Below are 20010 nucleotides of genomic sequence, written 5' to 3'. Positions count from 1 at the left end.
CGTATGTAGACATACGCCGTAGAGCTGAGGCAGTGCTGTCGCGTAGGCCGGGTATCCGAGATAGCGCATCAGCTAAGGCTGCAGCGAGTGAGGTAATGTCACTTCTCCAAGCTGGAAGCGACGCTCTTCTGCAGAAACTGCAGTATGACGAGGCTCGCGAAATCCTTGAGCAGAAAAGCCAAGATCTTACGAGCACAGTTGTCACTCAAATTAGGGATTACCGACTCAAATCGGAACGAGAACAAGGACAAGGTAAGGACCTAGTCTCTCTCCCTTGGGATACATATATTGCCAAGGCAGATAACCTTAAGCGTAGCATGGAACAGCGTGATGCAGCCCGAGAGCTATTGGAGCTTGATGCTACGCAAGGGAATCTTATTTTCGACAAGAGTACACGTTCAAAACTTGAACGCCTCCTTCGCGACAAGTCCGTTAGCGGCAGCAACCCCTCCTGCCCTGAATATGCGTTAATACGTGCAGTCCAGCAGCTTGAGGCGCCGCTAAAACGAATCAAAGTCATTAACCCCCCTTCGGCCACAACTTCTCGTACTCGAACCGCTGCTGTGCGCGCGATAACGCTGGCGTGTGCGCGAATGCGGTTGGGGGGGTTGATGCGTCGACTGGAGCGCAGAGGCGTCGAGATCGACGGATTGCTACTACAGCCCGCGCATATAGATTCTGTAACAGAGTCCTTTCAGGATGCCGATCTCGGTCCTGGGGACCTCGCTGTACTGCGACTGCGTCTGTACAGCGAGGACGGAAGTACGGTGCAGGTCGATTGGCGGCCCGACCTCGATGACGCAGCCCTATTGAGGGCTGCATTGCACTTCGCAGAACACCCTGGCTTGACCTTAACCGTGCAAGGTGAACCCACTCTTAGTTACTTCTGCAGCGCTAATGTCTCAAATACTGGTGCTGTGCCGCCGGCCTTGTCTTCAGTTGCTAATCAGTTATTCGAATTAGCGTCTGGAATCCTTAAGCTAGGCCTAGCTCCCGATCAGCTCCACAGGTGGTCGGACACCTGGACATCCGCTTGCGCCACTGAAGAGTCTCGGGCGAACTCATCGCATGCGGAACAGCTCGCCATGGCAGGCGCGGTAGTCCAGGCGGGGCAATCTGTTGCCCTCACTGGCTTGGCGCCTCTCAAAGCCGAGTGGCTAGCCCAATATCTTGAGGCCTTGTGGGTGCTGCTCGATACTGCCGCCAGCCGAGTAGGTGAGGACACGCCATCAGCGGGCCCTACGGAGCCGCTTGCTGCAACAGCAGAAGGGATTGCAGGCTGTACAGCTTCCCACCATCCTGCCCATGTCAGGATGCGTGCGCGGGACCGGGTTCTGCTGCCTACAAGCGAGGGACGTATCTGGAGCCTCTATGGAGGCAAGGAACGCCGGGACGAGAGCGGACACGCTGGTAGAGCCCTTACATCAGTAATCGTTCGATTGCTGTCTCTTCAGCCTGAGGCGGCAGGCCATCTACGATGCCTTGCCTATGGGCCGGGTGCGGCAGACCTGTTGGTCTCCCAAGCTGTCGAGTTAATCGGTCAGAAGGTCGGCCGCACTACAGTCGCGAAGGTCGAGATCTTTTGCGTAGGACGGGAAGCTTGGTCGCGACCGGGATGGCGAACGCTTGCCACCGCGGACGAGGAGCTGCGGGATAGTCGCGATGTCCTTGAACTGAGGTACCTGGATAGCCTGGAACATGCCAAGAGGACCCTTCAGCCTGTAGGGAGTGCAAGCCCGGCCGTGCACTTGGCGCTGGTGACCGGGATCAGTGATGGCGGCAATCGCCTTCAGATCGAATCGCGTGAAGTCGACGCTCCTGCAGAGGATGTAGAGGTCCTATTCGCTCCACGTACTTCCCAAAGACCCGGGCGAGATCGGCGGATGCTCCTTATGCCGCCAGCCACTACGCCGGCGGGAACCATGTGGCTAAAGCTCCAGAATGCCATCGATGATGACTGGCCTGGTGAAGGGGACCTTTTACAGGTGCCCGAGATTCGCACTGGGGCGATGGATATCGCTGATGCGCTTCAAGAGGTCCACGATCTCGCGCTGTGGGTCGCGACGCTGGATCGCTACGTCACTCGAGACAACCTCGAACAGGCCCTCGGTGCTGATCGGGTAGCGATCCTCCATCAGGAACGGCGACTCGGAGGCGACAGCCCGCTATCTCTCGTACTGAGTCAAAAGTCGGGCGGCCCGGCGGATCGTGCGATTGGGCGCAGTTTACTGGCTGCAAATATCATCTCGAACTTCGATCTCGCGCTAGATATTGGGACGAGTATCCGCCGTGTAGCGAGTCAGGGCTATGGAATCCTCGCTTTAGAAGCAGCAACGAGCGGGGCTGGCATCAATGAGCTCGTGGGACACGTAGTTGCGTTCTCTCTACTCGCTACAACAACGACTCCGTGGCCTCTGCCTCCTGGCTGCCGGGTACTGCTGGTCAGCCTTGATGAGTATCGCCACTGGTTCCCTGGCAAGCGAGCTGATCTGCTGGCCATCGCTCTCGACCCAGCAGAGGGAGGTGTCCATGTCGCGGCGATAGAGGTGAAAGCTCGTCGCAGTGACGAGGTGGATGCCGCTAGCGGAGCTCTTGATCAACTCAATCAGACCCTCGCAGCAACTCGCTGGGCCGCCTATCCAGAACAGGAGTCAGTTCACAGCAGGCTATGGCTAAATCGTATAGCGGAGGCTGCCTACTCAGTTGCGCGGGAGTCTAGATTCAAACTTGATGCACAAGAGCTGCTGGCACTTGAGGCCTTCAGGAAAGGTTCCGGGACACTAGAGTGGGCGGGTGTTGGGCTGGTCTTTGGGCCGAACGTTAAAGAGGGAGATCGCTATTACCCACAAAAAGTTGCTGGCGATATCGTTCCAGTGGTAATACACAGCATCAAACTAACGGAGGACCTACTCAGGAGAGCGACAGAAGTCCGTATCACAGAGCTGCGCACTGTTGAGGCGGCGCGGCCGCCTCTTCAAGGTGGTCGCATCCGTCGACGGCCGGAAGCGAAGGCGAGTGTGGATGAAGGGTCTTCTAGCGCAGAGCTGGTGTCCTTGCCTGTTCATATGCAACGAAACAGTCAGCTAGAGGAAGCGGAGTCCGAGACCCAGGAGGGCGTAGACCGGCCTGAACAGAAGGACGCAGTTTCCTCCGATACAGAGCCTAGCGAAGGTGCTGAGACCAGCTCCTCCGTCGTATTCGTCCAAGAGGAAGCTTTTCGCCCTCCCCTGCTGGGCTGGGATGCATCGACGAGTGAGGAAGTGCGCTGGCATCCCGCAGGATCGCAGCAGGATGAGCTTCAGAACGGCCATATCGAGGTCTGGGGAAGCTCTGGTATGGGCAAGACGCAGTTCACCATGAGTCTCCTAGCGCAACTTGCTCGACATAGTGGAAGTAAGTTCGGTATTGCCGACTTCAAAAATGACTACAGCGACGATGCGGGGTTTCCGGCGCTTAGCGGGGCCGAATTTCTCGACTTGTGGAATGATGGAGCGCCGTACAACCCACTCGCTCTCGCCGAGAATTCCGAGAGGGCCATCAACACCGCCATTATAGAGCTCCGTGACGCTGTTGACGTCGCCACCCAGTCATTTACTCGGATGGGAGTCCGCCAGAGGGCCAAGCTAGAGAAGGCGTTGAAGGCTGCCTACGCAGTGGCCCAGCGAGAGGGGCGGTGGCCGACGCTTCTTCTCCTGCACGATCAGTTGGATGCTGATCTGACTGGTGTCCTGGGTGATCTCACAGGCAACGAGCTTTTTCGAGAGGGGCTGCCTCTAGGCGATATAATTGACCGAAACGTAGTATTTGGTCTCAGCAGAATACCTGGGAACGGACAGACCACCGTGCTAGCGGCAGGTTTTATCCTTTCTTCTATGCTGTTGAAGATACAATCACTGCCGCCTGTTCCCAATACCATTCGATATCTTGCGGTCGTAGATGAGGCCCACCGCGTCGTGCGTTTTAAGGCGGTCGATACAATGATTAGAGAGGGGCGATCTAAAGGGCTCGCTGTGGTTCTCGCCACGCAACAGCCCGCAGACCTTCCCGACGTGGTTAAAACCAACGCTCAGACAAAGATTTGCTTCCGACTTCCAGATGCCACAGTAGCTGCCGTAGCTGCAAGAAAGCTGAATCCCAGCGACTCTAGGCTTTCTGATCAAATCAGAACGCTGGGAGTTGGCGAGGCCCTGGTTAGCTTCGGAGGAGGTCGACCACGTCTTCTGCGTATGACACAGGCGCACCGAGATAGCCCGCAGTTCATCCGCCCAAATGAGCTATGACGAGGAAATCAAGCGCTGGCCGCCCGAGTACATCACGCCGCACGCCACGGACCGGAGATGTAGCCCGAAGTTGGGCTAGTAGTGAAGCGGTACGCGGGCGGATGCAGAGACAGAAAACGCGCGACACTCTGCCCGAGATGGCGGTTCGTCGACTACTTCATAGAGCAGGACTGCGCTATCGAGTAGATGTGCCTCCCCTTCCGGGGTTGCGTCGGCGTGCCGATATTGTATTTGGCCCTGCTCGTGTGGCTGTCTTTATTGACGGATGCTTCTGGCATGGATGTCCCGAGCATGGAGCACGTACTACTCGATCTAATAGTGACTATTGGGCGGCGAAAGTGGCGCGTAATAGGGCCCGGGATAATTCGACAGATGATGAGCTTGCAGCAGCTGGTTGGCGGGTTATACGAGCTTGGGAACATGAAGATGCTAGGAGCGTCGCGGTACGTATAGCTGAAGTCGTGGCGGCACGACGACCAGCAAGGTGCAGGAGGCTGGGCGGCACGGACTAGGCTTACTCGCTTTGGGTGAGCCGCCATTAACGCTGTCCTTTTCGTGCCCGGCTGCGCAATTTTAGGCCTCAGAGAGGCTCTTGATAAGGTTGTGGCATCTCTCCTGAGATTGAGTGAATTCTGGAGTGGATGAATAGCGCTCTCATTGAGCGTGTGGCGGTGCTGACCGCGACCGGCCGAAGAGTCGCAGCGCGGGCAGAAGCCGCCACGAGCGCCGGGCCGGCGCAGGCGGTCCGGCCTTGAAACCGTGGAGAAAAGTCTCATCCGGTCATGACATCACTGCATCGACTGCGCACTGCATCGATCAGTGGAGCTTGAAATAGGCGGACAGAGGCGACGCTGATCAGCGACGGCACGTGCTGGCTGGAGCGCTCACCACTCACGCCTAGGAATCGGTCGACGCATCGGCCATGACCGCCGTGTTGGTGCCTGCGGTCGTCACAAGACGACATTCCGAGCAGTTGCAGGCCCCGCTCTGGAGCGCGAGGCCTTCCGGGCGCCGCCAACCAGTCGCTACCGGCTCAAGGCCCTCGGTCGGGGGGGGGGGGGCTGGTTTCCACGACTGGGGCGGGCTCGATGCCGACCGCCACGAGTTCGTCGCCATCCAGCGCACCACAGGCGATCTCGCATTGATCGTGGCCGCCGACGAGTGATCAGCACCTGGGCGATATAGGGATCTGCTGACCCGTGCCGATCTCAACCGCATCTGGGAAGCACAGGTGACATGGAGCCGCCTCGCCGTTCGAGGCTCAGATGGAAGCTCGATCATGGTCCACAACTGGTCCACAACCAGCGAGCTTCAACGAGAACGGGCGGGACTCCGTGAGACTGGAGGCCCGCCCGTACCTGCGATGTTTGCCCTGGTCAGCGGCCTGAACCGCCGGTCAAGATCGTGTGCCCCCTGTAGGATTCGAACCTACGCACCCGGCTCCGGAGGCCGGTGCTCTATCCCCTGAGCTAAGGGGGCTCGACGAGTGTTAAGGCTACCAGCATCTGGGCACCACTCGGCACCAGATAAAGGTCCTTGAACACTTCTGGTGAAACCCCCCGTGACCGCCCCGCTACAGGTTAACTTTGCGCCCGTGGGCGAGGTTCTTGGGAAAGTACTGGTCGTAGACGACGACGAGGTCATTCGGCAGCTGATCGCGGTCAATCTGAACCTGGAGGGGTTCGAGGTCGTGACTGCCACGGATGGGCAGGACTGTCTCGAGCGGGTGCTCGACGTCATGCCCGACGTCATCACGCTCGACGTGATGATGCCCTTCCTGGACGGGTGGACCACGGCGCAGCGGTTGCGTACGGAGGAGGCCACCAGTCACATCAAGGTCGTGCTCATCACGGCCAGGGCTCAGGACGATGACAGGGTGCGGGGGTTGGGGATCGGGGTGGATGCCTACCTGACCAAGCCGTTCGATCCGGCTGAGCTGATTCAGGTTGTGCGGGATCTGGCGGCGGGGAGTCGGAACTGAGTGGGGCAAGTGGTGTCGGTGCCGGTCCCGGCCAGTCGGGATGGTGGCTGGCGGCGTTGGTCTCGGAGCGTGGGTTTGTGGTCAGGGGTTGGTCCTGTTCCCTGGTGTGGGATTTGTGAGGAAGCGCGGGCGTTTTCTCTGATTTCGGGTGTCTGGGTGGGTTAGGCTCGCGGGCTACTGATCTGGTGGGTTGGGCTTGCGGGCTTCTGTATTGGGCTGGGTTTGGCGCGCGGGCTCCTGATGGGTGGGGTGGGTCGCGGATGGGGCGGATCGAGCGGGCCAGGCTGGCGTACGAGAGGGCCGTTTTTGCCGGTGATGGCGGCGGGGTGGTCGGTGCGGAGCGGGAGCTCGATCAGGTTGAGGCTGATCTCGCGGTGGCTCGGGGGCGGCTGATGCATGCGCGGTTCCTCGATGGGGAGCCGGCTCAGGAGCGGGAGCTGGAGCTGTTCGAGACGGCTGTGCGGCTTTATCGGGGGCTGGGGGATGTTCGGGGGGAAGGCGAGGGGCTGTTCTGGGTGGGGGTGTTTCTGCAGGTGGTTCGGGGGGACCATGAGGCGGCGCGGCCGGCGTTGGAGCGGTCTCGGGAGCTGGCGGAGCAGGCCGGTGACAAGCTGACCCTTTCGTACGCCCTGCGCCACCTAGGCATCGCCGAGCATGTCGCCGGGCGGCTGGTGGGGGCGCGGGAGCGGCTGGAGGAGTCCGTACGGTTGCGGAAAGAGGTCGGGTTCTCCGCTGGGGTGGCGGCCAATCTGGTCGGGCTGGCGCATGTCGCGGTGGACGAAGGGCGGCGGGGTGACGCGGTCGTGTTGCTCGATGAGGCAGAGGTGCTCGCGGAGGGGGCCGGAAGGGTCATGCGGTCCGTAGAGGAAGCGCGGGGTCGGCTCTAACGGGGTCGCTCTAACGGGGTCGGCTCCAACGGGGTCGGCTTCAATGGGCTCTATCTAGCGGTCCCGGACGGCTGTAGGTGCTGCGGCACACGATGGGCGGGCGCGGGCACGTATCCAAACGGGCGTGTCTCTGGCGAGCACGTAACTAACGGCGCGTCTCTGGCGGGCGTGTATCTAACGAGCACGTACGCGGTCCTAGCGGGTGCGGTACGCGGTTGGCGGATCTTCCGTACGCTGGCCGCAACATCTCTCGCGAAAGGCTTCAAAACGTGCGTAGCTCGATTTTCGGTAATCTCGACCCCCAGCAGTTGCCCCCAGGATTCTCCCTGGAGAACGGCAAGATGCTCCGCGTCCAGCTGCCGCAAGAAGTGCTGGCCAAGCAGGGCTCCATGGTGGCCTTCCAGGGGCAGATGGACTTCGACTACGAGGGCGCGGGCGGCCTCGGGAAGTTTCTCAAGAAGGCCATGTCGGGTGAGGGCACCTCGCTGATGCGCGTACGCGGCCAGGGCCTGCTCTATCTCGCTGACAATGCCGACGACATCCACCTGTTCTTCCTGGAGAACGAGGGCATCACGGTCAACGGACGCAACCTGCTGGCGTTCCAGCCGCAGCTCACCTGGGACATTCAGCGGGTTCAGGGGGCGGGGGTGGCGGCCGGCGGGCTGTTCAACACCACGGTCACCGGGACGGGGTGGGTGGCGGTGACCACGCACGGCACGCCGGTGCTGCTCGACGCGGCTCGCATGCCGACGTTCGCGGATGGTCAGTCGGCGGTCTGCTGGAGTACGTCGTTGCAGGTCGGGGTCAACCGGACGATGAAGGCGGGGGCGTTGATCGGGCGGGGGAGCGGGGAGGCCATGCAGCTGGCGTTCAGGGGGCAGGGGTTCGTGCTGGTGCAGGCCAGTGAAGGGCCTCCCGTGGTGACCGCCTCCAAGTAGGGCAAGCTGGACAGGGAATTAGCTAATTGCCATAATGCCTTGGTGCTGGACATCGACCTGGTCAAGGCGCTGGCCAATGACAAGAGGCTGCTGGTCCTGGAGTGGTTGCGTGATCCCGAGCGGCATTTCCCGCCGCAACGCGACGGCGACCTCGTACGTGATGGCGTCTGTTCGCTGTTCATCGCCGAGAAGCTCGGCGTGAGCCAGCCCACCTGCGGCGAGCATCTCAAGGTGCTCGCCAAGGCGGGGCTGATCCGTGGCCGGAGGATCAAGCAGTGGGTGTTCTACCAGCGCGACGAGGAACGGATCGCGGCGGCGAAGGAGTTGTTGGGCAGTGACTGGTGAGCCGTATCCCGCTTACGAGCGCTTGATCGGGGACATGGAGGCCGCGAAAGCGCGTTACCGGGTGATCGACCACGCGCCCGAGGGGCGTACCGAGCAGGTCAGCGCGTTGCGCGGGCACGACGTGTCGCAGGCGGCCAAGTGCCTGATCGTGATGGTCAAGGTAGGCAAGAAGCAGACCCGGCACGTGCTGGCCGTCGTGCCCGGGGATGCCCGGCTCGACCTGCAGGCGGTCAAGGCGCTGCACGACGGCACATACGTGGCCTTCGCCGGCAAGGAGAAGGCCGAGGAGCTGGCCGGGAGTGTGAGCGGGACGGTGTTGCCGTTCAGCTACGACCCCAGGCTCGAGCTGGTCGCCGATCCGTCGCTGCTGGACCAGCCCGAGCTGTACTTCAACGCCGCCCGCCTCGACCGCTCCGTGGCGCTGGCGACCGACGACTACGTGCGGCTCGCGGCGCCCAGACTGGCCGCGATCACGGCGCCCAGACTGGCCGCGATCACGGTGAACGACTGAGCGCTGGCGATCACAGCGAACAACTGGGTGTAGGGGCGGTGTTGGCGCCGTTCCAGGAGGCCAGGAAGCCGAACGTGGTCGAGGCGCCGGGCGCCAGGGTGCCGTTCCAGCTCACATTCCGCACCGTCACCGAGGACCCGCTCCCGCCCAGCGTCCCGCCCCAGATCTGGGTGATCTGCTGCCCGTTCGCGAACGTCCACCCCACCGTCCAGGCGCTCGTCGCCGCGGTGCCGGTGTTCTTGACGGTGACCTCACCCTGGAAGCCGCCCTGCCACTGACCGGTGGCCTTGTACGTGGCCGCGCAGCCCCCCTGCGGAACGGTAGGGGTGACGGTAGGCGTGGAGGTGGGGATGCCGGACAGGGCGTTCACCAGGGCCGGGTACCACTTGTCGGACATCTTCTGGTCGCCCGCGGCGTTCGGGTGCACCCCGTCGTAGGTGTCCGTGCCCGTGCTGAACCCGGCCCACTGGTCGACCACCGTGATCGGCGACTGCTGGGTGGTGGTCGCGGAGGCCCAGGCGGGGATGGCGTTGTTGAAGTTCACGGCTCGCTGGGCGCAGTCCGCGCAGCTGGACGGGTTCATGGGGATGATCTTGGCGACGATGATCTTCATGGCGGGGTTGCTGGCCCGCATCTGGTTCACCATCGTGGTGAACGCGCTGAGGATCGTCGCAGGGGCGATGTTGCTCCACACGTCGTTGGTGCCGAGATGCATCAGGACGACGTCGGGCTTGGTGGCGGAGAGCCAGCCGGTCAGCAGGTTCTGGCCGGCGATGTTGGTGGCGAGGTAGCCGCCGTGGCCCTCGTTGTCCCCGTCGTGCGCCACTCCGCAGCCCTGCGGCGGCAGCGTGCCCACGAAGTCGATGTTGGTGTAGCCGGTGCTCCGGAGGCGGTTCCAGAGCAGGGCCCGCCAGCAGCCGGGGGATCCGGTGATCGAGTCGCCCAAAGGCATGATCCTGGTGGCGGCGGCGCTGGCCGTGGCGGTGGTGGCGAATAACACCGCCGCGGCCAGGGCCAGCATCGCGGCCAGCACGGAGCCGGTCTTGCGCATCGTCTGCTCTCCCGTCGTAGCCTGCGCAGATCGTAGGATCGCGCGGCGGTGACGGGAAGCGGGCGATCATCGCGGAGAGCATGACCTGGGGGGATGGATGTAACTTTCAGCCGTGTACGACAGCGAGGGGCCCGGGGGCGTGGTGCAGCAGCGCCTGGCTGATCGAGCCGATGAGCATCCCCGCGAACTGTCCGTGCCCGCGCGACCCGACCACCAGCAGGTCCGCACCCACGGCCGCCTCTTTGAGCACCTCCACCGGATGGCCGTGCACGACCTCCGCGACCACGTCCACCCCGGGATGCCGGTCCTGGTGCCCGGCCAGCGACTCCTTCAGCCGCCGCAGCACGTCCTGCTCGCCTTCGCGGTCGGCCGGCTCGAAACCGCCGGCATGGGGCCAGGCCCACGCCTGTACGGCACGCAGCCGCGCGCCCCGCAACTCGGCCTCGGCGAAGGCGAACTCCAGCGCCCGCCCGGCTCCGGGCGAGCCGTCGGTCCCGGCCACGATCTCGCCGCGCGGGGAGAGGGGCAACTCGTGGACCAGCACGACGTCGGTGCGCGCGTGCGCCGTCACTCCATAGGCGACCGACCCGACCAGCAGCCCGCGTACACCACCGATCCCTCGGCTGCCCACGACCAGCAGTTCGGCCCCCTCCGACGCCTTGATCAGCGCGGATCGAGGATCGCCCGGCAGCAGCAGGCCCTCCACCCGCACCCGCGGCCACTCCCGCTGGATCCGGTCCTGGGCGGCGGCGAGCACGGTGTTGGCGCCCTCGCGCATCCACCGGGCGACCTCGGCGTAGCGGACGGTCTCTCCGCACACCCACTTCGGCACGGCATGCGCCACGGTCAGTGGCGTCTGGCGCAGCGCGGCCTCGGCCGCTGCCCAGGCGGCCGCCTCCAGGCCGGTGCGGGAGCCGTCAACCCCCACGATGATCACTGTGCGTAACACTCCACCTCGGCCCGGCGCGACGCGATCCCCTTCGCCTCGGAGTCACGGGTGCACGCGCGCTCGGACTTGCTGAGCCGCAGCGTGCCGCAGACCGACACGCCGGAGTAGGTGCGGCAGTCGAGCTGGTGGTCGGCCTCGCCGATGCGGTACATCTCTCTGACCGCCGCACGGCATTTCGCCTTCCCCGTGTCGGAGTAGCGGCACTGGGCGATCATGGTGTCGTACTGCTCTTGGCTGACTTCGTGCTGATCCATGCCGTCCCCGGCGGCTGCGGTTGCGCCGGACGCGGCCATCACGACGAGTAGTCCTGCGACAGCGGCGATTCTTCTCATGTTCCCCCTGATGGGGACCGTACCGCTCAGGGCGATCGCCAAACCTCGCCGTGCTGGTTTGGGCCGGGGCCCGGCGTGGGTACGATCACCGCCGTCCAACGCGGGAGCCCGGTGTGGACCGGGCTGAGAGGACGGCTGACAGCCGCCGACCGCCAGAACCTGCTCCGGATAATGCCGGCGAAGGGAGTTTGCGCGATGAGTGGCGCGCGCTTTTCCAAGACCTACCTCGGTGACCTGAGGGTGCCCATGAGGCAGGTGCGACTGTCCGACGGCTCGGCGGTCACGCTGTACGACACCTCGGGCCCGTACACCGACCCCTCCTTCGAGCCGGACCTCGGGCGGGGGCTGCCGCGCCCGCGTGAGCCGTGGATCCGCGAGCGCCGGGAGGCGGGCGAACCGGTCACACAGGTCGGGTGCGCCCGGCGCGGGCTGGTGACCAGGGAGATGGAGTTCGTGGCCGTGCGCGAGGGGGTCGCGGCCGAGTTCGTCCGGCAGGAGGTGGCCGCGGGCCGGGCCATCATCCCCGCGAACGTCAACCATCCCGAGTCCGAGCCGATGATCATCGGCCGTAACTTCCTGGTGAAGATCAACGCCAACATCGGCAACTCCGCCGTGACCTCCTCCATCGAGGAGGAGGTGGAGAAGATGACCTGGGCCACCCGGTGGGGCGCCGACACGATCATGGATCTGTCCACCGGTGACGACATCCACGAGACCCGCGAGTGGATCCTGCGCAACTCGCCCGTCCCGGTCGGAACCGTGCCCATCTACCAGGCGCTGGAGAAGGTGAAAGGCCGTCCCGAGGCGCTGTCGTGGGAGGTTTACCGCGACACGCTGATCGAGCAGTGCGAGCAGGGCGTCGACTACGTGACCGTTCATGCGGGGGTGCGGCTTTCGTACGTGCCGCTCACCGCCCGCCGCAAGACCGGGATCGTCTCACGCGGGGGCTCGATCATGGCCGCCTGGTGCCTCGCGCACCACCGCGAGAGCTTCCTGCATGAGAACTTCGCCGAGATGTGCGAGATCCTGGCCCGCTACGACGTGTCGTTCTCGCTCGGCGACGGGCTCAGGCCGGGGTCGATCGCGGACGCCAACGACGAGGCCCAGTTCGCCGAGTTGCGCACGCTCGGGGAGCTGACCGGGATCGCGCGCGAGCACGACGTCCAGGTGATGATCGAGGGGCCGGGCCACGTGCCCATGCACAAGATCAAGGAGAACGTCGACCTGCAGCGCGAGCTCTGCGACGACGCCCCGTTCTACACGCTCGGCCCGCTCGTTACCGACATCGCCCCTGGTTACGACCACATCACCTCGGGCATCGGGGCTGCCATGATCGGCTGGTTCGGCACGGCCATGCTCTGCTACGTCACCCCCAAGGAGCACCTCGGCCTGCCCGGCAAGGACGACGTCAAGACGGGCGTGATCACGTACAAGATCGCCGCCCACGCCGCCGACCTCGCCAAGGGCCATCCGCGGGCGCAGGCGTGGGACGACGCGCTGTCGGACGCGCGCTTCGAGTTCCGCTGGGAGGACCAGTTCGACCTGTCGCTCGATCCCGGCACGGCGCGCTCCTTCCACGACGAGACCCTGCCCGCCGCGCCCGCCAAGACCGCGCACTTCTGTTCGATGTGCGGGCCCAGGTTCTGCTCGATGAAGCTCAGCCACGACATCAGGCAGGCGGGTTACGCGGAGAAGGCGGCCGAGTTCAGGCGGCTCGGCGGCGAACTCTACGTCGAGTAGCCCTTTGTCCAATGTCCAGAGTCGTGACCTGGACAAAGATCGCTGGAGCCTGCCGCTCTTCCGGTGGCAACGTGGCAGACATACCCGGTACGAGATGTCGCCGGGATGCCCATGATCACCGGAAGAGGGGGATTCTTCATGTCCATCCGCAACCGTGTGGCGGCCTTCGCCGCCGCGTCCGTCGTCGCCGCGGGCCTGGGAGTCGGGCTCGGCGCCGCCCCGGCCTCGGCGGACGTCCACCGGGGTGTGGCCGGGTGCTTCGCCTGGTCCTATGGCGACGGCAACTCCTCGGTGACCGTCTACTGGCACAACCGGTGCAAAACCAAGCACAAGCTCAAGATCAAGTACAGCCTGAGCTGGACCACGAAGAACTACACGGCGGTCGTCGGGGGCAACGGCAAGGGGCACAAGAAGTTCCAGACCGCCTCGATCGTGTCCATCAAGGACGGTGGCCGGGCCTGACCCGGTGTGTGTCGCCTCCCGGGCCCGCAGCGGGCCCGGGAGCTACTTCACGAAACCCTGTGACCTGAGCCAGTCGCGGGCCACCAGCACGGGGACGCCGCCGTCCACGTCCACCTTGGCGTTGAGCTCGCGGATCACGTCGTCGGTCAGCTTCGCGCTGATCGGGGCGAAGAGCTTGGCGATCTCCGGATGCGCGTCGGCGAGTTGGCGCCGCATGGTCACCGCCGCGTTGTACTGCGGGAAGAAGTGCCGGTCGTCCTCCAGCAGCACCAGGTCGAGCGCCTTGACCCGGCCGTCCGTCGTGGTGACCATGGCCATGGCGCACTGGCCGCTGGCGACCGAGTTGTACAACACGCCGACCGACACCCGCTTCACGTTCCCGGCCGGCACGTCCTTGCCGTACTGCAGGCCGTAGCCCTTGAGCATGCCGAGGAAGCCGTCGTCGCGGCCGAAGGTCTCGTGGTCGACGCAGTACGTACGCTGCCCGACGGGGATCTTCGTCATGTCCGACATCGTCTTCAGCCCGTACTTCTCGGCCGTGGCCCGGGTGACGCCGATCGTGTAACTGTTGTTCAGCGGGGCGGGGGGCAACCAGACGATGCCGTTCTCGCGCAGGTCCAGGTCGCGTACGGCGTCATACTGCTGGGTCGGGTCCGGGATCGGCTTGGACTGCCCGAGGTAGGTGACCCAGCCGGTGCCGGTGTACTCCCACATCAGGTCGGCGTCGCCGCGGGTCAGCGAGGCGCGGGCGTTCACGCTGCCCTGCACGTTCGTCTGGTCGATCACGTCCGCCCCGGCGGCGGTGAGGGCGAGCACCGCGATCTTGCCGAGGACGAGCTGCTCGGTGAACTCCTTGGACGTCACCCGCACCGTCGTGCCCTCCAGCGCGGGTATCGGCCGGATGCTGCCCGGCTCGACCGGCGGCACGAACGACGAGGCGGGCCGCAACCCGCACGCCGTGACGGCGAGGAGGAGCAGCACGGCCATGACGACCCTCACGACAGACCCTTCGGAGACAGGAGACGTTGTGCGAGCCCGCCCAGCCAGTCGATGATCAGCGCCAGCACCGCGATCAGCACGCACCCGGTGATCAGCACCAGGCTGCGTTGCGTGCTGACGCCCGCGGTGATCAGGTCGCCGAGCCCGCCTGAGCCGATGAACGCCGCGATTCCGGCTGTGCCCACGTTGAGCACCAGCGTGGTCCGCACCCCCGACAGGATGATCGGAACCGCCATCGGCAGCTCCACCTTGAACAACACCCCCGCCGCCGACATGCCGATGCCCCGCCCGGCGTCGATCAGCCGCGGGTCCACCTGGTCCAGCCCCACCATCGTGTTGCGCAGCGTGGGCAGCAGGCTGTAGGCGAACAACGCCGCCACCGCCGTCCAGAACCCGATCTGGAACACCACCGCCAGCAGCACCACCATCCCCACCGCCGGAGTGGCCTGGCCCAGGTTGACCAGGGCCAGCACGAACGGCGTCGCCCTGCGCAGCCCGCGCCGGGTGAGCAGCACGCCCAGCGGCAGCGCCACCACCAGCACCAGCACGGTCGAGAAGAAGACGAGCTGGATGTGCTCCCATGTGCGCCTGAGGATGAACGGCAGGCTGAGCGAGCCGCGCTCGATGCCGTCGAGCGGCACGACCTGCGTGTAGACGACCATGGCGACGCCCACGGCCAGGTAGCACAGCGGAGGCAGGATCACGTGCCACGAGCGGCCGATCCGCGGTTCGGGAGCCGTGGACTCCTTGGCGGCCGCGCTCTCGACCGTCACTGGGCCTCGCCCCTTCGCAGCCTGCGCTCGCGTTCGCGGGACTTGATGGAGGCGATCGCGTTCTGCACCGTGGCCAGGGACAACGCGCCCGCGTACGCCTGCCGCCTGCCCACCACGGGGACGACGTCGGTGTCGGCGTTGAGCAGCGCCTCCAGGGCGTCCTGCAAGGTCATGCGGTGCCCGATGGCGCCGGTGACGCGGTCGCCGGTCGCGCCGATCGGTCCGCTGCGCTCTTCGAGGTCGGCCTGGTTGATCCATCTGAGCGGGCGCCGCATGCCGTCGGTGATCAGGGCGTACCCGCGTCCGTCGCGCTCGATCTCCTGCCGCAGCTCCTCCGCGTCGGTGCCCTCCGAGGTGTGCACGACCTGGTCCAGCTCGATGTCGCCCACCTTGGTCAGGCGCAGCAGCCGCATGGAGGAACCGGCGCCGAGGAACTGCTCGACGTAGTCGCTGGCCGGGTTCGTGAGGATCTCGGCCGGCCTGGCGTACTGCACGATGTGCCCGGGGCGTTGCATGATCGCGATGTGGTCGCCGATCTTGAGCGCCTCGTCCACGTCGTGGGTGACGAACACGATCGTCTTGGCCAGGTCGTCCTGGAGGTGGAGGAGCTCGTCCTGGAGGCGTTCGCGGGTGATGGGGTCGAGGGCGCCGAACGGCTCGTCCATGAGCAGCACGGGCGGGTCCGCCGCCAGCGCCCTGGCCACGCCGACGCGCTGCTGCTGCCCGCCGGAGAGCCGGCGCGGGTAACTGTCGCGGAACGTGGCCGGCTCCATGCCCACCAGCGTGAGCAACTCGTCCACGCGCTCGGAGATGCGCTGTTTGTCCCAGCCGAGCATCTTGGGCACCTGGCCGATGTTGGCGGCCACGGTCATGTGGGGGAACAGGCCGGCCTGCTGGATCACGTACCCGATGTGCCGGCGCAGCCGGTCGGGGTCGATGTCGCGGGAGTTCTGGCCGCCGATGAGGATGTCGCCCGAGCTGGGCTCGATCAGCCGGTTGATCATGCGCATGGTGGTGGTCTTGCCGCATCCCGAGGGGCCGAGCAGCACCACGATCTCGCCCGCGGGGATGTTCAGGTCCAGCTCCTGTACGGCGGGCGCGCCGCCGCCGGGGAACACCTTGGTCACCTTGTTCAGCTCGATCGGCACACCGCCGGCGGGCTGGTCGTCAGGCACCCGCGCCTCCTGTCGCCGGCCGCTGCCGCTGAGTCGTGAACCGTCCGAGCAGGACGAAGAAACCGTCGAAGAGGAGGGCGAGGATCGCGATGCCGATCGTCCCGGTCAGCGTGGAGTTGACCGCGTTCGCGCCGCCCAGCCGGGCCAGCCCCGAGAAGATCTGCTCACCCAGCCCCGGCCCCGAGACGTACGCGGCCACCGCCGCGATGCCCATGGCCAGTTGCGTGGCGACGCGGATGCCCGTGAGGATCACCGGCCAGGCCAGCGGCAGCTCGATCCTGGTCAGCGACCTGCCCCGGCTCATCCCGATGCCGCGGGCCGCGTCCACCAGCAGGGGATCGACGCCCTGGAGGCCGACGATGGTGTTGCGGATGATGGGCAGCAGGGCGTACACGACAAGTGCGGTCACGCTGGGCGCGACGCCGAGGCCGAGCGGGGGGATCAGCAGGCCCAGCATGGCCAGGGACGGGATCGTGAACAGCACGCCGGCGATGGCCGTGGCCAGGGCCGAAGGCCGGGGGCGGCGGTAGGTGGCCACGCCTATGAGGACCCCCAGCACGGCCGCTATCAGGACGCACTGGGCGACCATGCTGGCGTGCTGCAACGCCTCGAAGACGATGAGATCCCATCTGTCCTCGACGTACTCCCACAGGTTCATCCCCCAAGACTTAACCGTGAACGCACACCTCAAACACCCCAACTGTCACTTGCGTAACATGCCCTACGACTCCGAGGAAAGTGCTCGGAGGAGCAGGTCGGTGAGCTTGTCGAGATAGCCGGGTTCCGCCTCCACGGCTCGTACGATGACCCGCCAGTAGACCGGCGCGGCGATCAGGTCGAGCGCGATCTCCACATCGAGGTCCGGCGGCAGCTCGCCGCGCTCGATCGCCCGCCGGAGCATCACCACCGTACGCTCGCGTTTCGGCGCCCCGGCCATGACCTCGACGACCTTGCCCAGTTCCGGGTTGCGGGCCATCTCGGCCACCAGGTCGGGCATGATCCGCGAGAACCGGGGATGGGTCAGCCACTCCGTCACCGTGTCGAGGGACGCGCGCAGGTCGCCCCTCAGCGAGCCGGTGTCGGGAACCCTGACCTGCTCCCCGCTGAACTCGGCGATCACCGCGATCGCCATCTCCTGCTTGGAGGCCCAGCGGCGGTAGAGCGCGCTCTTGCCCACGCCCGCCCGTTTGGCCACGGCTTCCATCGAAAGCCGCGCGTAACCCTGCTCGCTCAGCTCGTCGAGCACGGCTTCCGTGATGGCCTCGGTGACCGTCGATTGCAGCACCGCTGCGCCGGTGGGGGTGCGACGTGACATGGGGAGCAGTCTACCGATTGGACGGGACGGGCCCGTTCCGCGTAGAGTCTCGTCGGGACGGTACCGTATCGTCCGATAATGGTGGGAGATTCTCGATGAAGGCGACTGAGCTCGTCGACCACGCACTGAAGCTGCTGCTGGACAAGGACATGGCGGCCTTCGCGGACCTGTGGGCGGAGGACGGCGCGATCGAGTTTCCCTTCGCGCCGCCCGGATACCCGCCGCTGGTCGAGGGGCGTGCGGCGATCCGGGAGTACATGCGCGGCTATCCGGACATCCTCGACGTCCGGGAGATCGTTGAGCAGACTGTGCACCAGAGCGTCGATCCCGAGGTGGTGATCGCCGAGTTCGAGGCCGCCGGCATAGTGGTGCGCACCGGCAAGCCCTACCGGCTGCGGTACATCGCGGTCATCACCGTGCGCGACGGCGAGATCCAGCACTACCGCGACTACTGGAACCCCCTGGCCGCGGCCGAGTTGATGGGCGGCTCCGAGGAGCTGAACACCGCTTTCGCCGGTGACGTCCATGCCTGAGATCCTCGTCATCGGCGCGACCGGCACCACCGGTTCCAGGGTGACCGCCCTTCTGCGGGAAGAGGGCGTACCGGTCCGGCCGGCCACCCGCCAAGATCTCGCCGGATATGTACGCTTCGACTGGGCGAACCGGGAAACCCACGCACCCGCGTTGTCCGGTGTACGGGCGGTCTATCTCGTCGCCCCCATCGGGGTGGCCGAACCGGCGCCGCTGGTGGAACCCTTCCTGCACGAGGCCGTGCGCCAGGGTGTCGAGCGCGTGGTGCTGCTCGGCTCGTCCGCGGTGCCGGAGAGCACGTCGGGGGTCGGCGCGCTGCATCGCCTCGTCCGCACCATCGTGCCCGAATGGACGGTGTTGCGGCCGTCGTGGTTCATGCAGAACTTCACCAGGGAATCCCTCGCGCTCAGAACGCGCGACGGCGACATCCTGTCCGCCACGGGGAAGGGCCGGGTGGCGTTCGTCGACGCGGCGGACATCGCCTCCGTCGCCGGCCGCGCGCTGACGGCGGAGACGCCGCACAACACCGAGCACATCCTGACCGGTCCCGAGGCGCTGAGCTACGACGACGTCGCCGGCATCATCACGCGGCACGGCGGCGGGCCGGTCCACCACCGGGCCGTCACGGCGGAGGAACTGGCCCGGCACTTCGCCGGGCACGGCATGCCGCCGGATTTCGCCGCGCTGCTCGCCGGGCTCGACGCCGACATCGGCACCGGCTCGGAGGACCGGGTCACCGACACCGTCGAACGCGTCACCGGGCGGCCTCCCCGGAGCTTCCAGGCGTTCGTCGAAGGCGCCGGTGACGCGTGCGGCTCCCTGAGCAGGCGGTCGAGGACTTCGCGGTGAGGCGCTGGAGGCCCCGTCACGGCTCCAGGGAAAGGACGAAGTCGGACATGCCGGCCAGCCACCGGTCGGTGTCCTCTGCCTTGAGGTGGACGAACTCCGCCACCTCCGGATGCGGGAAGATGTGGAAACGTTCGGCGTCCAGGCCGTCGATGACCGACGTCGCGACGTCCGCCGGGTCGAGGATGGGTCCCGACGCGTACACCGCCTTGAAGGCCAGGTGGTCGGAGCCGAGGCCCTTCTCCAGCATCGCCGTCCGCACTCCGAGCGGGCACAGGACGCTGACCTTGATGCCCTTGGGGGCGTAGTGAATGGCCACCCACTCGGCGAACGCGACCGCCGCCGCCTTCGTCACCGCGTACGGCGCGTCTCCCGGGCAGCTGAGCAGGCCCGCGGCGGAGCAGGTGTTGAGGAGGTAGCCGCCGCCTCGGTCGATCATGGCGGGGATGACGGCGCGGGCGGCGTACACGTGGGCCATGACGTTCACCGCGTGCAGGTCGCGCCACTCCTGCTCGGATGCGTCCAGGCCGTGGGCGGCGCTGATGCCGGCGTTGGAGCAGAACAGGTCGACAGGGCCGAACGGGGTGTCGGCGAGGCCGGCCACCTGCTCTTCTGAGGAGACGTCCACGTGTACGGGGACGGCCCGGGAGCCGATCTCCTCGGCCACGGCGGCGGCGCCCGCCTCGTCGAGGTCCGCGACGACCACGCCGGCCGCACCCTCGGCGGCGAACCTCCGGGCCAGCGCACGGCCGATTCCGCCGGCCGCGCCCGTGACGACGACGACCTTGTCTCGTACCCGCATGAGCACTCCTCAGCTCGTACAACATGAATCTACTGCGGTGGGGTCTGCCCAGATGAGAGGTTTCTCATCTGTGCTTCAGCGTGGTCTCCTCGA

Annotated in this window: 20 protein-coding genes, 1 tRNA gene and 1 riboswitch; of the genes, 11 read left to right on the top strand and 10 right to left on the bottom strand. The window is 65.7% G+C overall.

Annotation, left to right across the window (positions count from 1 at the left end; genetic code table 11):
• Nucleotides 1-1742: 1742 nt before the first annotated feature.
• Nucleotides 1743-4280 carry an ATP-binding protein gene (locus ACFPZ3_RS60630; protein WP_379523533.1) on the top strand — a complete coding sequence of 846 codons (2538 nt, stop codon included), beginning with the start codon at nt 1743-1745 and terminating at the stop codon, nt 4278-4280.
• Entirely contained in the window at nt 4277-4792 is a 516-nt protein-coding gene (locus tag ACFPZ3_RS60625) for a very short patch repair endonuclease (RefSeq protein WP_379523532.1), read from the top strand. The genes ACFPZ3_RS60630 and ACFPZ3_RS60625 overlap by 4 nt, the downstream gene beginning before the upstream one ends.
• 895 nt (nt 4793-5687) lie before the next feature.
• Here ACFPZ3_RS60625 and ACFPZ3_RS60620 read toward each other — a convergent pair.
• Nucleotides 5688-5759, bottom strand: a tRNA-Arg gene (locus ACFPZ3_RS60620).
• 115 nt (nt 5760-5874) lie between these two features.
• On the opposite strand from ACFPZ3_RS60620, the gene ACFPZ3_RS60615 reads away from it, so the two are divergent.
• From ACFPZ3_RS60615 to ACFPZ3_RS60595, 5 genes are all read left to right on the top strand, one after another.
• A complete protein-coding gene (locus ACFPZ3_RS60615; RefSeq protein ID WP_379523567.1) occupies nt 5875-6261 on the top strand; it encodes a response regulator transcription factor in 387 nt (128 codons plus the stop codon).
• 260 nt (nt 6262-6521) lie between these two features.
• Nucleotides 6522-7148, top strand: a complete 627-nt coding sequence (locus ACFPZ3_RS60610) for a tetratricopeptide repeat protein (protein WP_379523531.1) — start codon at nt 6522-6524, stop codon at nt 7146-7148.
• Nucleotides 7149-7417: 269 nt separating this feature from the next.
• Nucleotides 7418-8086 carry an AIM24 family protein gene (locus tag ACFPZ3_RS60605; protein WP_379523530.1) on the top strand — a complete coding sequence of 223 codons (669 nt, stop codon included), beginning with the start codon at nt 7418-7420 and terminating at the stop codon, nt 8084-8086.
• 42 nt (nt 8087-8128) lie between these two features.
• Nucleotides 8129-8431 carry an ArsR/SmtB family transcription factor gene (locus ACFPZ3_RS60600; protein ID WP_379523529.1) on the top strand — a complete coding sequence of 101 codons (303 nt, stop codon included), beginning with the start codon at nt 8129-8131 and terminating at the stop codon, nt 8429-8431.
• A complete protein-coding gene (locus tag ACFPZ3_RS60595; protein WP_379523528.1) occupies nt 8421-8942 on the top strand; it encodes a YbaK/prolyl-tRNA synthetase associated domain-containing protein in 522 nt (173 codons plus the stop codon). The genes ACFPZ3_RS60600 and ACFPZ3_RS60595 overlap by 11 nt, the downstream gene beginning before the upstream one ends.
• Nucleotides 8943-8952: 10 nt before the next feature.
• Here the strand turns inward: ACFPZ3_RS60595 and ACFPZ3_RS60590 are convergent, their stop codons facing one another.
• The 3 genes from ACFPZ3_RS60590 to ACFPZ3_RS60580 all read right to left on the bottom strand — a co-directional run bounded on the left by ACFPZ3_RS60590 (nt 8953) and on the right by ACFPZ3_RS60580 (nt 11274).
• Entirely contained in the window at nt 8953-9993 is a 1041-nt protein-coding gene (locus ACFPZ3_RS60590; protein ID WP_379523527.1) for a cellulose binding domain-containing protein, read from the bottom strand.
• Between the two features lie 106 nt (nt 9994-10099).
• Nucleotides 10100-10921, bottom strand: coding sequence for a universal stress protein (locus ACFPZ3_RS60585; RefSeq protein WP_379523526.1), 822 nt, complete (start codon nt 10919-10921; stop codon nt 10100-10102).
• A 5-nt stretch (nt 10922-10926) separates the two neighbouring features.
• On the bottom strand, nt 10927-11274 hold the full coding sequence (locus tag ACFPZ3_RS60580) for a hypothetical protein (RefSeq protein ID WP_379523525.1): 348 nt from the start codon (nt 11272-11274) through the stop codon (nt 10927-10929).
• 90 nt (nt 11275-11364) lie between these two features.
• A riboswitch (TPP riboswitch) is annotated at nt 11365-11477 on the top strand.
• On the opposite strand from ACFPZ3_RS60580, the gene thiC reads away from it, so the two are divergent.
• Complete coding sequence (gene thiC, locus ACFPZ3_RS60575) at nt 11470-13014, top strand: phosphomethylpyrimidine synthase ThiC (RefSeq protein WP_379523524.1); 1545 nt, start codon at nt 11470-11472, stop codon at nt 13012-13014. It overlaps the preceding riboswitch by 8 nt.
• Nucleotides 13015-13152: 138 nt before the next feature.
• Nucleotides 13153-13476: a hypothetical protein gene (locus tag ACFPZ3_RS60570; protein ID WP_379523523.1), complete on the top strand. Its 324-nt coding sequence runs from the start codon at nt 13153-13155 to the stop codon at nt 13474-13476.
• Between the two features lie 42 nt (nt 13477-13518).
• Here ACFPZ3_RS60570 and ACFPZ3_RS60565 read toward each other — a convergent pair whose 3' ends face one another.
• The 5 genes from ACFPZ3_RS60565 to ACFPZ3_RS60545 all read right to left on the bottom strand — a co-directional run bounded on the left by ACFPZ3_RS60565 (nt 13519) and on the right by ACFPZ3_RS60545 (nt 17738).
• Complete coding sequence (locus ACFPZ3_RS60565) at nt 13519-14475, bottom strand: glycine betaine ABC transporter substrate-binding protein (RefSeq protein ID WP_379523522.1); 957 nt, start codon at nt 14473-14475, stop codon at nt 13519-13521.
• A complete protein-coding gene (locus ACFPZ3_RS60560) occupies nt 14472-15248 on the bottom strand; it encodes an ABC transporter permease (RefSeq protein WP_379523521.1) in 777 nt (258 codons plus the stop codon). Before ACFPZ3_RS60560 ends, ACFPZ3_RS60565 begins: the two co-directional genes overlap by 4 nt.
• A complete protein-coding gene (locus tag ACFPZ3_RS60555) occupies nt 15245-16423 on the bottom strand; it encodes an ABC transporter ATP-binding protein (RefSeq protein ID WP_379523520.1) in 1179 nt (392 codons plus the stop codon). The genes ACFPZ3_RS60560 and ACFPZ3_RS60555 overlap by 4 nt, the downstream gene beginning before the upstream one ends.
• Entirely contained in the window at nt 16416-17081 is a 666-nt protein-coding gene (locus ACFPZ3_RS60550; RefSeq protein ID WP_379523519.1) for an ABC transporter permease, read from the bottom strand. Before ACFPZ3_RS60550 ends, ACFPZ3_RS60555 begins: the two co-directional genes overlap by 8 nt.
• A gap of 63 nt (nt 17082-17144) precedes the next feature.
• Nucleotides 17145-17738, bottom strand: a complete 594-nt coding sequence (locus ACFPZ3_RS60545; protein ID WP_379523518.1) for a TetR/AcrR family transcriptional regulator — start codon at nt 17736-17738, stop codon at nt 17145-17147.
• Nucleotides 17739-17833: 95 nt separating this feature from the next.
• On the opposite strand from ACFPZ3_RS60545, the gene ACFPZ3_RS60540 reads away from it, so the two are divergent.
• A complete protein-coding gene (locus ACFPZ3_RS60540) occupies nt 17834-18271 on the top strand; it encodes a nuclear transport factor 2 family protein (protein ID WP_379523517.1) in 438 nt (145 codons plus the stop codon).
• Complete coding sequence (locus tag ACFPZ3_RS60535; protein ID WP_379523516.1) at nt 18264-19118, top strand: NAD(P)H-binding protein; 855 nt, start codon at nt 18264-18266, stop codon at nt 19116-19118. The genes ACFPZ3_RS60540 and ACFPZ3_RS60535 overlap by 8 nt, the downstream gene beginning before the upstream one ends.
• Nucleotides 19119-19134: 16 nt before the next feature.
• On the opposite strand, the gene ACFPZ3_RS60530 is transcribed toward ACFPZ3_RS60535, so the two are convergent.
• On the bottom strand, nt 19135-19917 hold the full coding sequence (locus ACFPZ3_RS60530; protein ID WP_379523515.1) for an SDR family oxidoreductase: 783 nt from the start codon (nt 19915-19917) through the stop codon (nt 19135-19137).
• Nucleotides 19918-20010: the final 93 nt, after the last annotated feature.

The sequence above is a fragment of the Nonomuraea insulae genome (assembly GCF_042656245.1).
The sequence above is the reverse complement of the archived record's forward strand: the minus strand, read 5'-3'. Positions and strand labels throughout refer to the sequence as shown.

Excerpts from the sequence above, each read along its gene's own strand:
- ACFPZ3_RS60625 (WP_379523532.1), top strand. The coding sequence starts at position 4,277 with ATGACGAGGAAATCAAGCGCTGGCCGCCCGAGTACATCACGCCGCACG.
- ACFPZ3_RS60610 (WP_379523531.1), top strand. The coding sequence starts at position 6,522 with ATGGGGCGGATCGAGCGGGCCAGGCTGGCGTACGAGAGGGCCGTTTTT.
- ACFPZ3_RS60590 (WP_379523527.1), bottom strand. The coding sequence starts at position 9,993 with ATGCGCAAGACCGGCTCCGTGCTGGCCGCGATGCTGGCCCTGGCCGCG.
- ACFPZ3_RS60580 (WP_379523525.1), bottom strand. The coding sequence starts at position 11,274 with ATGAGAAGAATCGCCGCTGTCGCAGGACTACTCGTCGTGATGGCCGCG.
- thiC (WP_379523524.1), top strand. The coding sequence starts at position 11,470 with ATGAGTGGCGCGCGCTTTTCCAAGACCTACCTCGGTGACCTGAGGGTG.
- ACFPZ3_RS60570 (WP_379523523.1), top strand. The coding sequence starts at position 13,153 with ATGTCCATCCGCAACCGTGTGGCGGCCTTCGCCGCCGCGTCCGTCGTC.
- ACFPZ3_RS60550 (WP_379523519.1), bottom strand. The coding sequence starts at position 17,081 with ATGAACCTGTGGGAGTACGTCGAGGACAGATGGGATCTCATCGTCTTC.
- ACFPZ3_RS60545 (WP_379523518.1), bottom strand. The coding sequence starts at position 17,738 with ATGTCACGTCGCACCCCCACCGGCGCAGCGGTGCTGCAATCGACGGTC.
- ACFPZ3_RS60540 (WP_379523517.1), top strand. The coding sequence starts at position 17,834 with ATGAAGGCGACTGAGCTCGTCGACCACGCACTGAAGCTGCTGCTGGAC.
- ACFPZ3_RS60535 (WP_379523516.1), top strand. The coding sequence starts at position 18,264 with ATGCCTGAGATCCTCGTCATCGGCGCGACCGGCACCACCGGTTCCAGG.
- ACFPZ3_RS60530 (WP_379523515.1), bottom strand. The coding sequence starts at position 19,917 with ATGCGGGTACGAGACAAGGTCGTCGTCGTCACGGGCGCGGCCGGCGGA.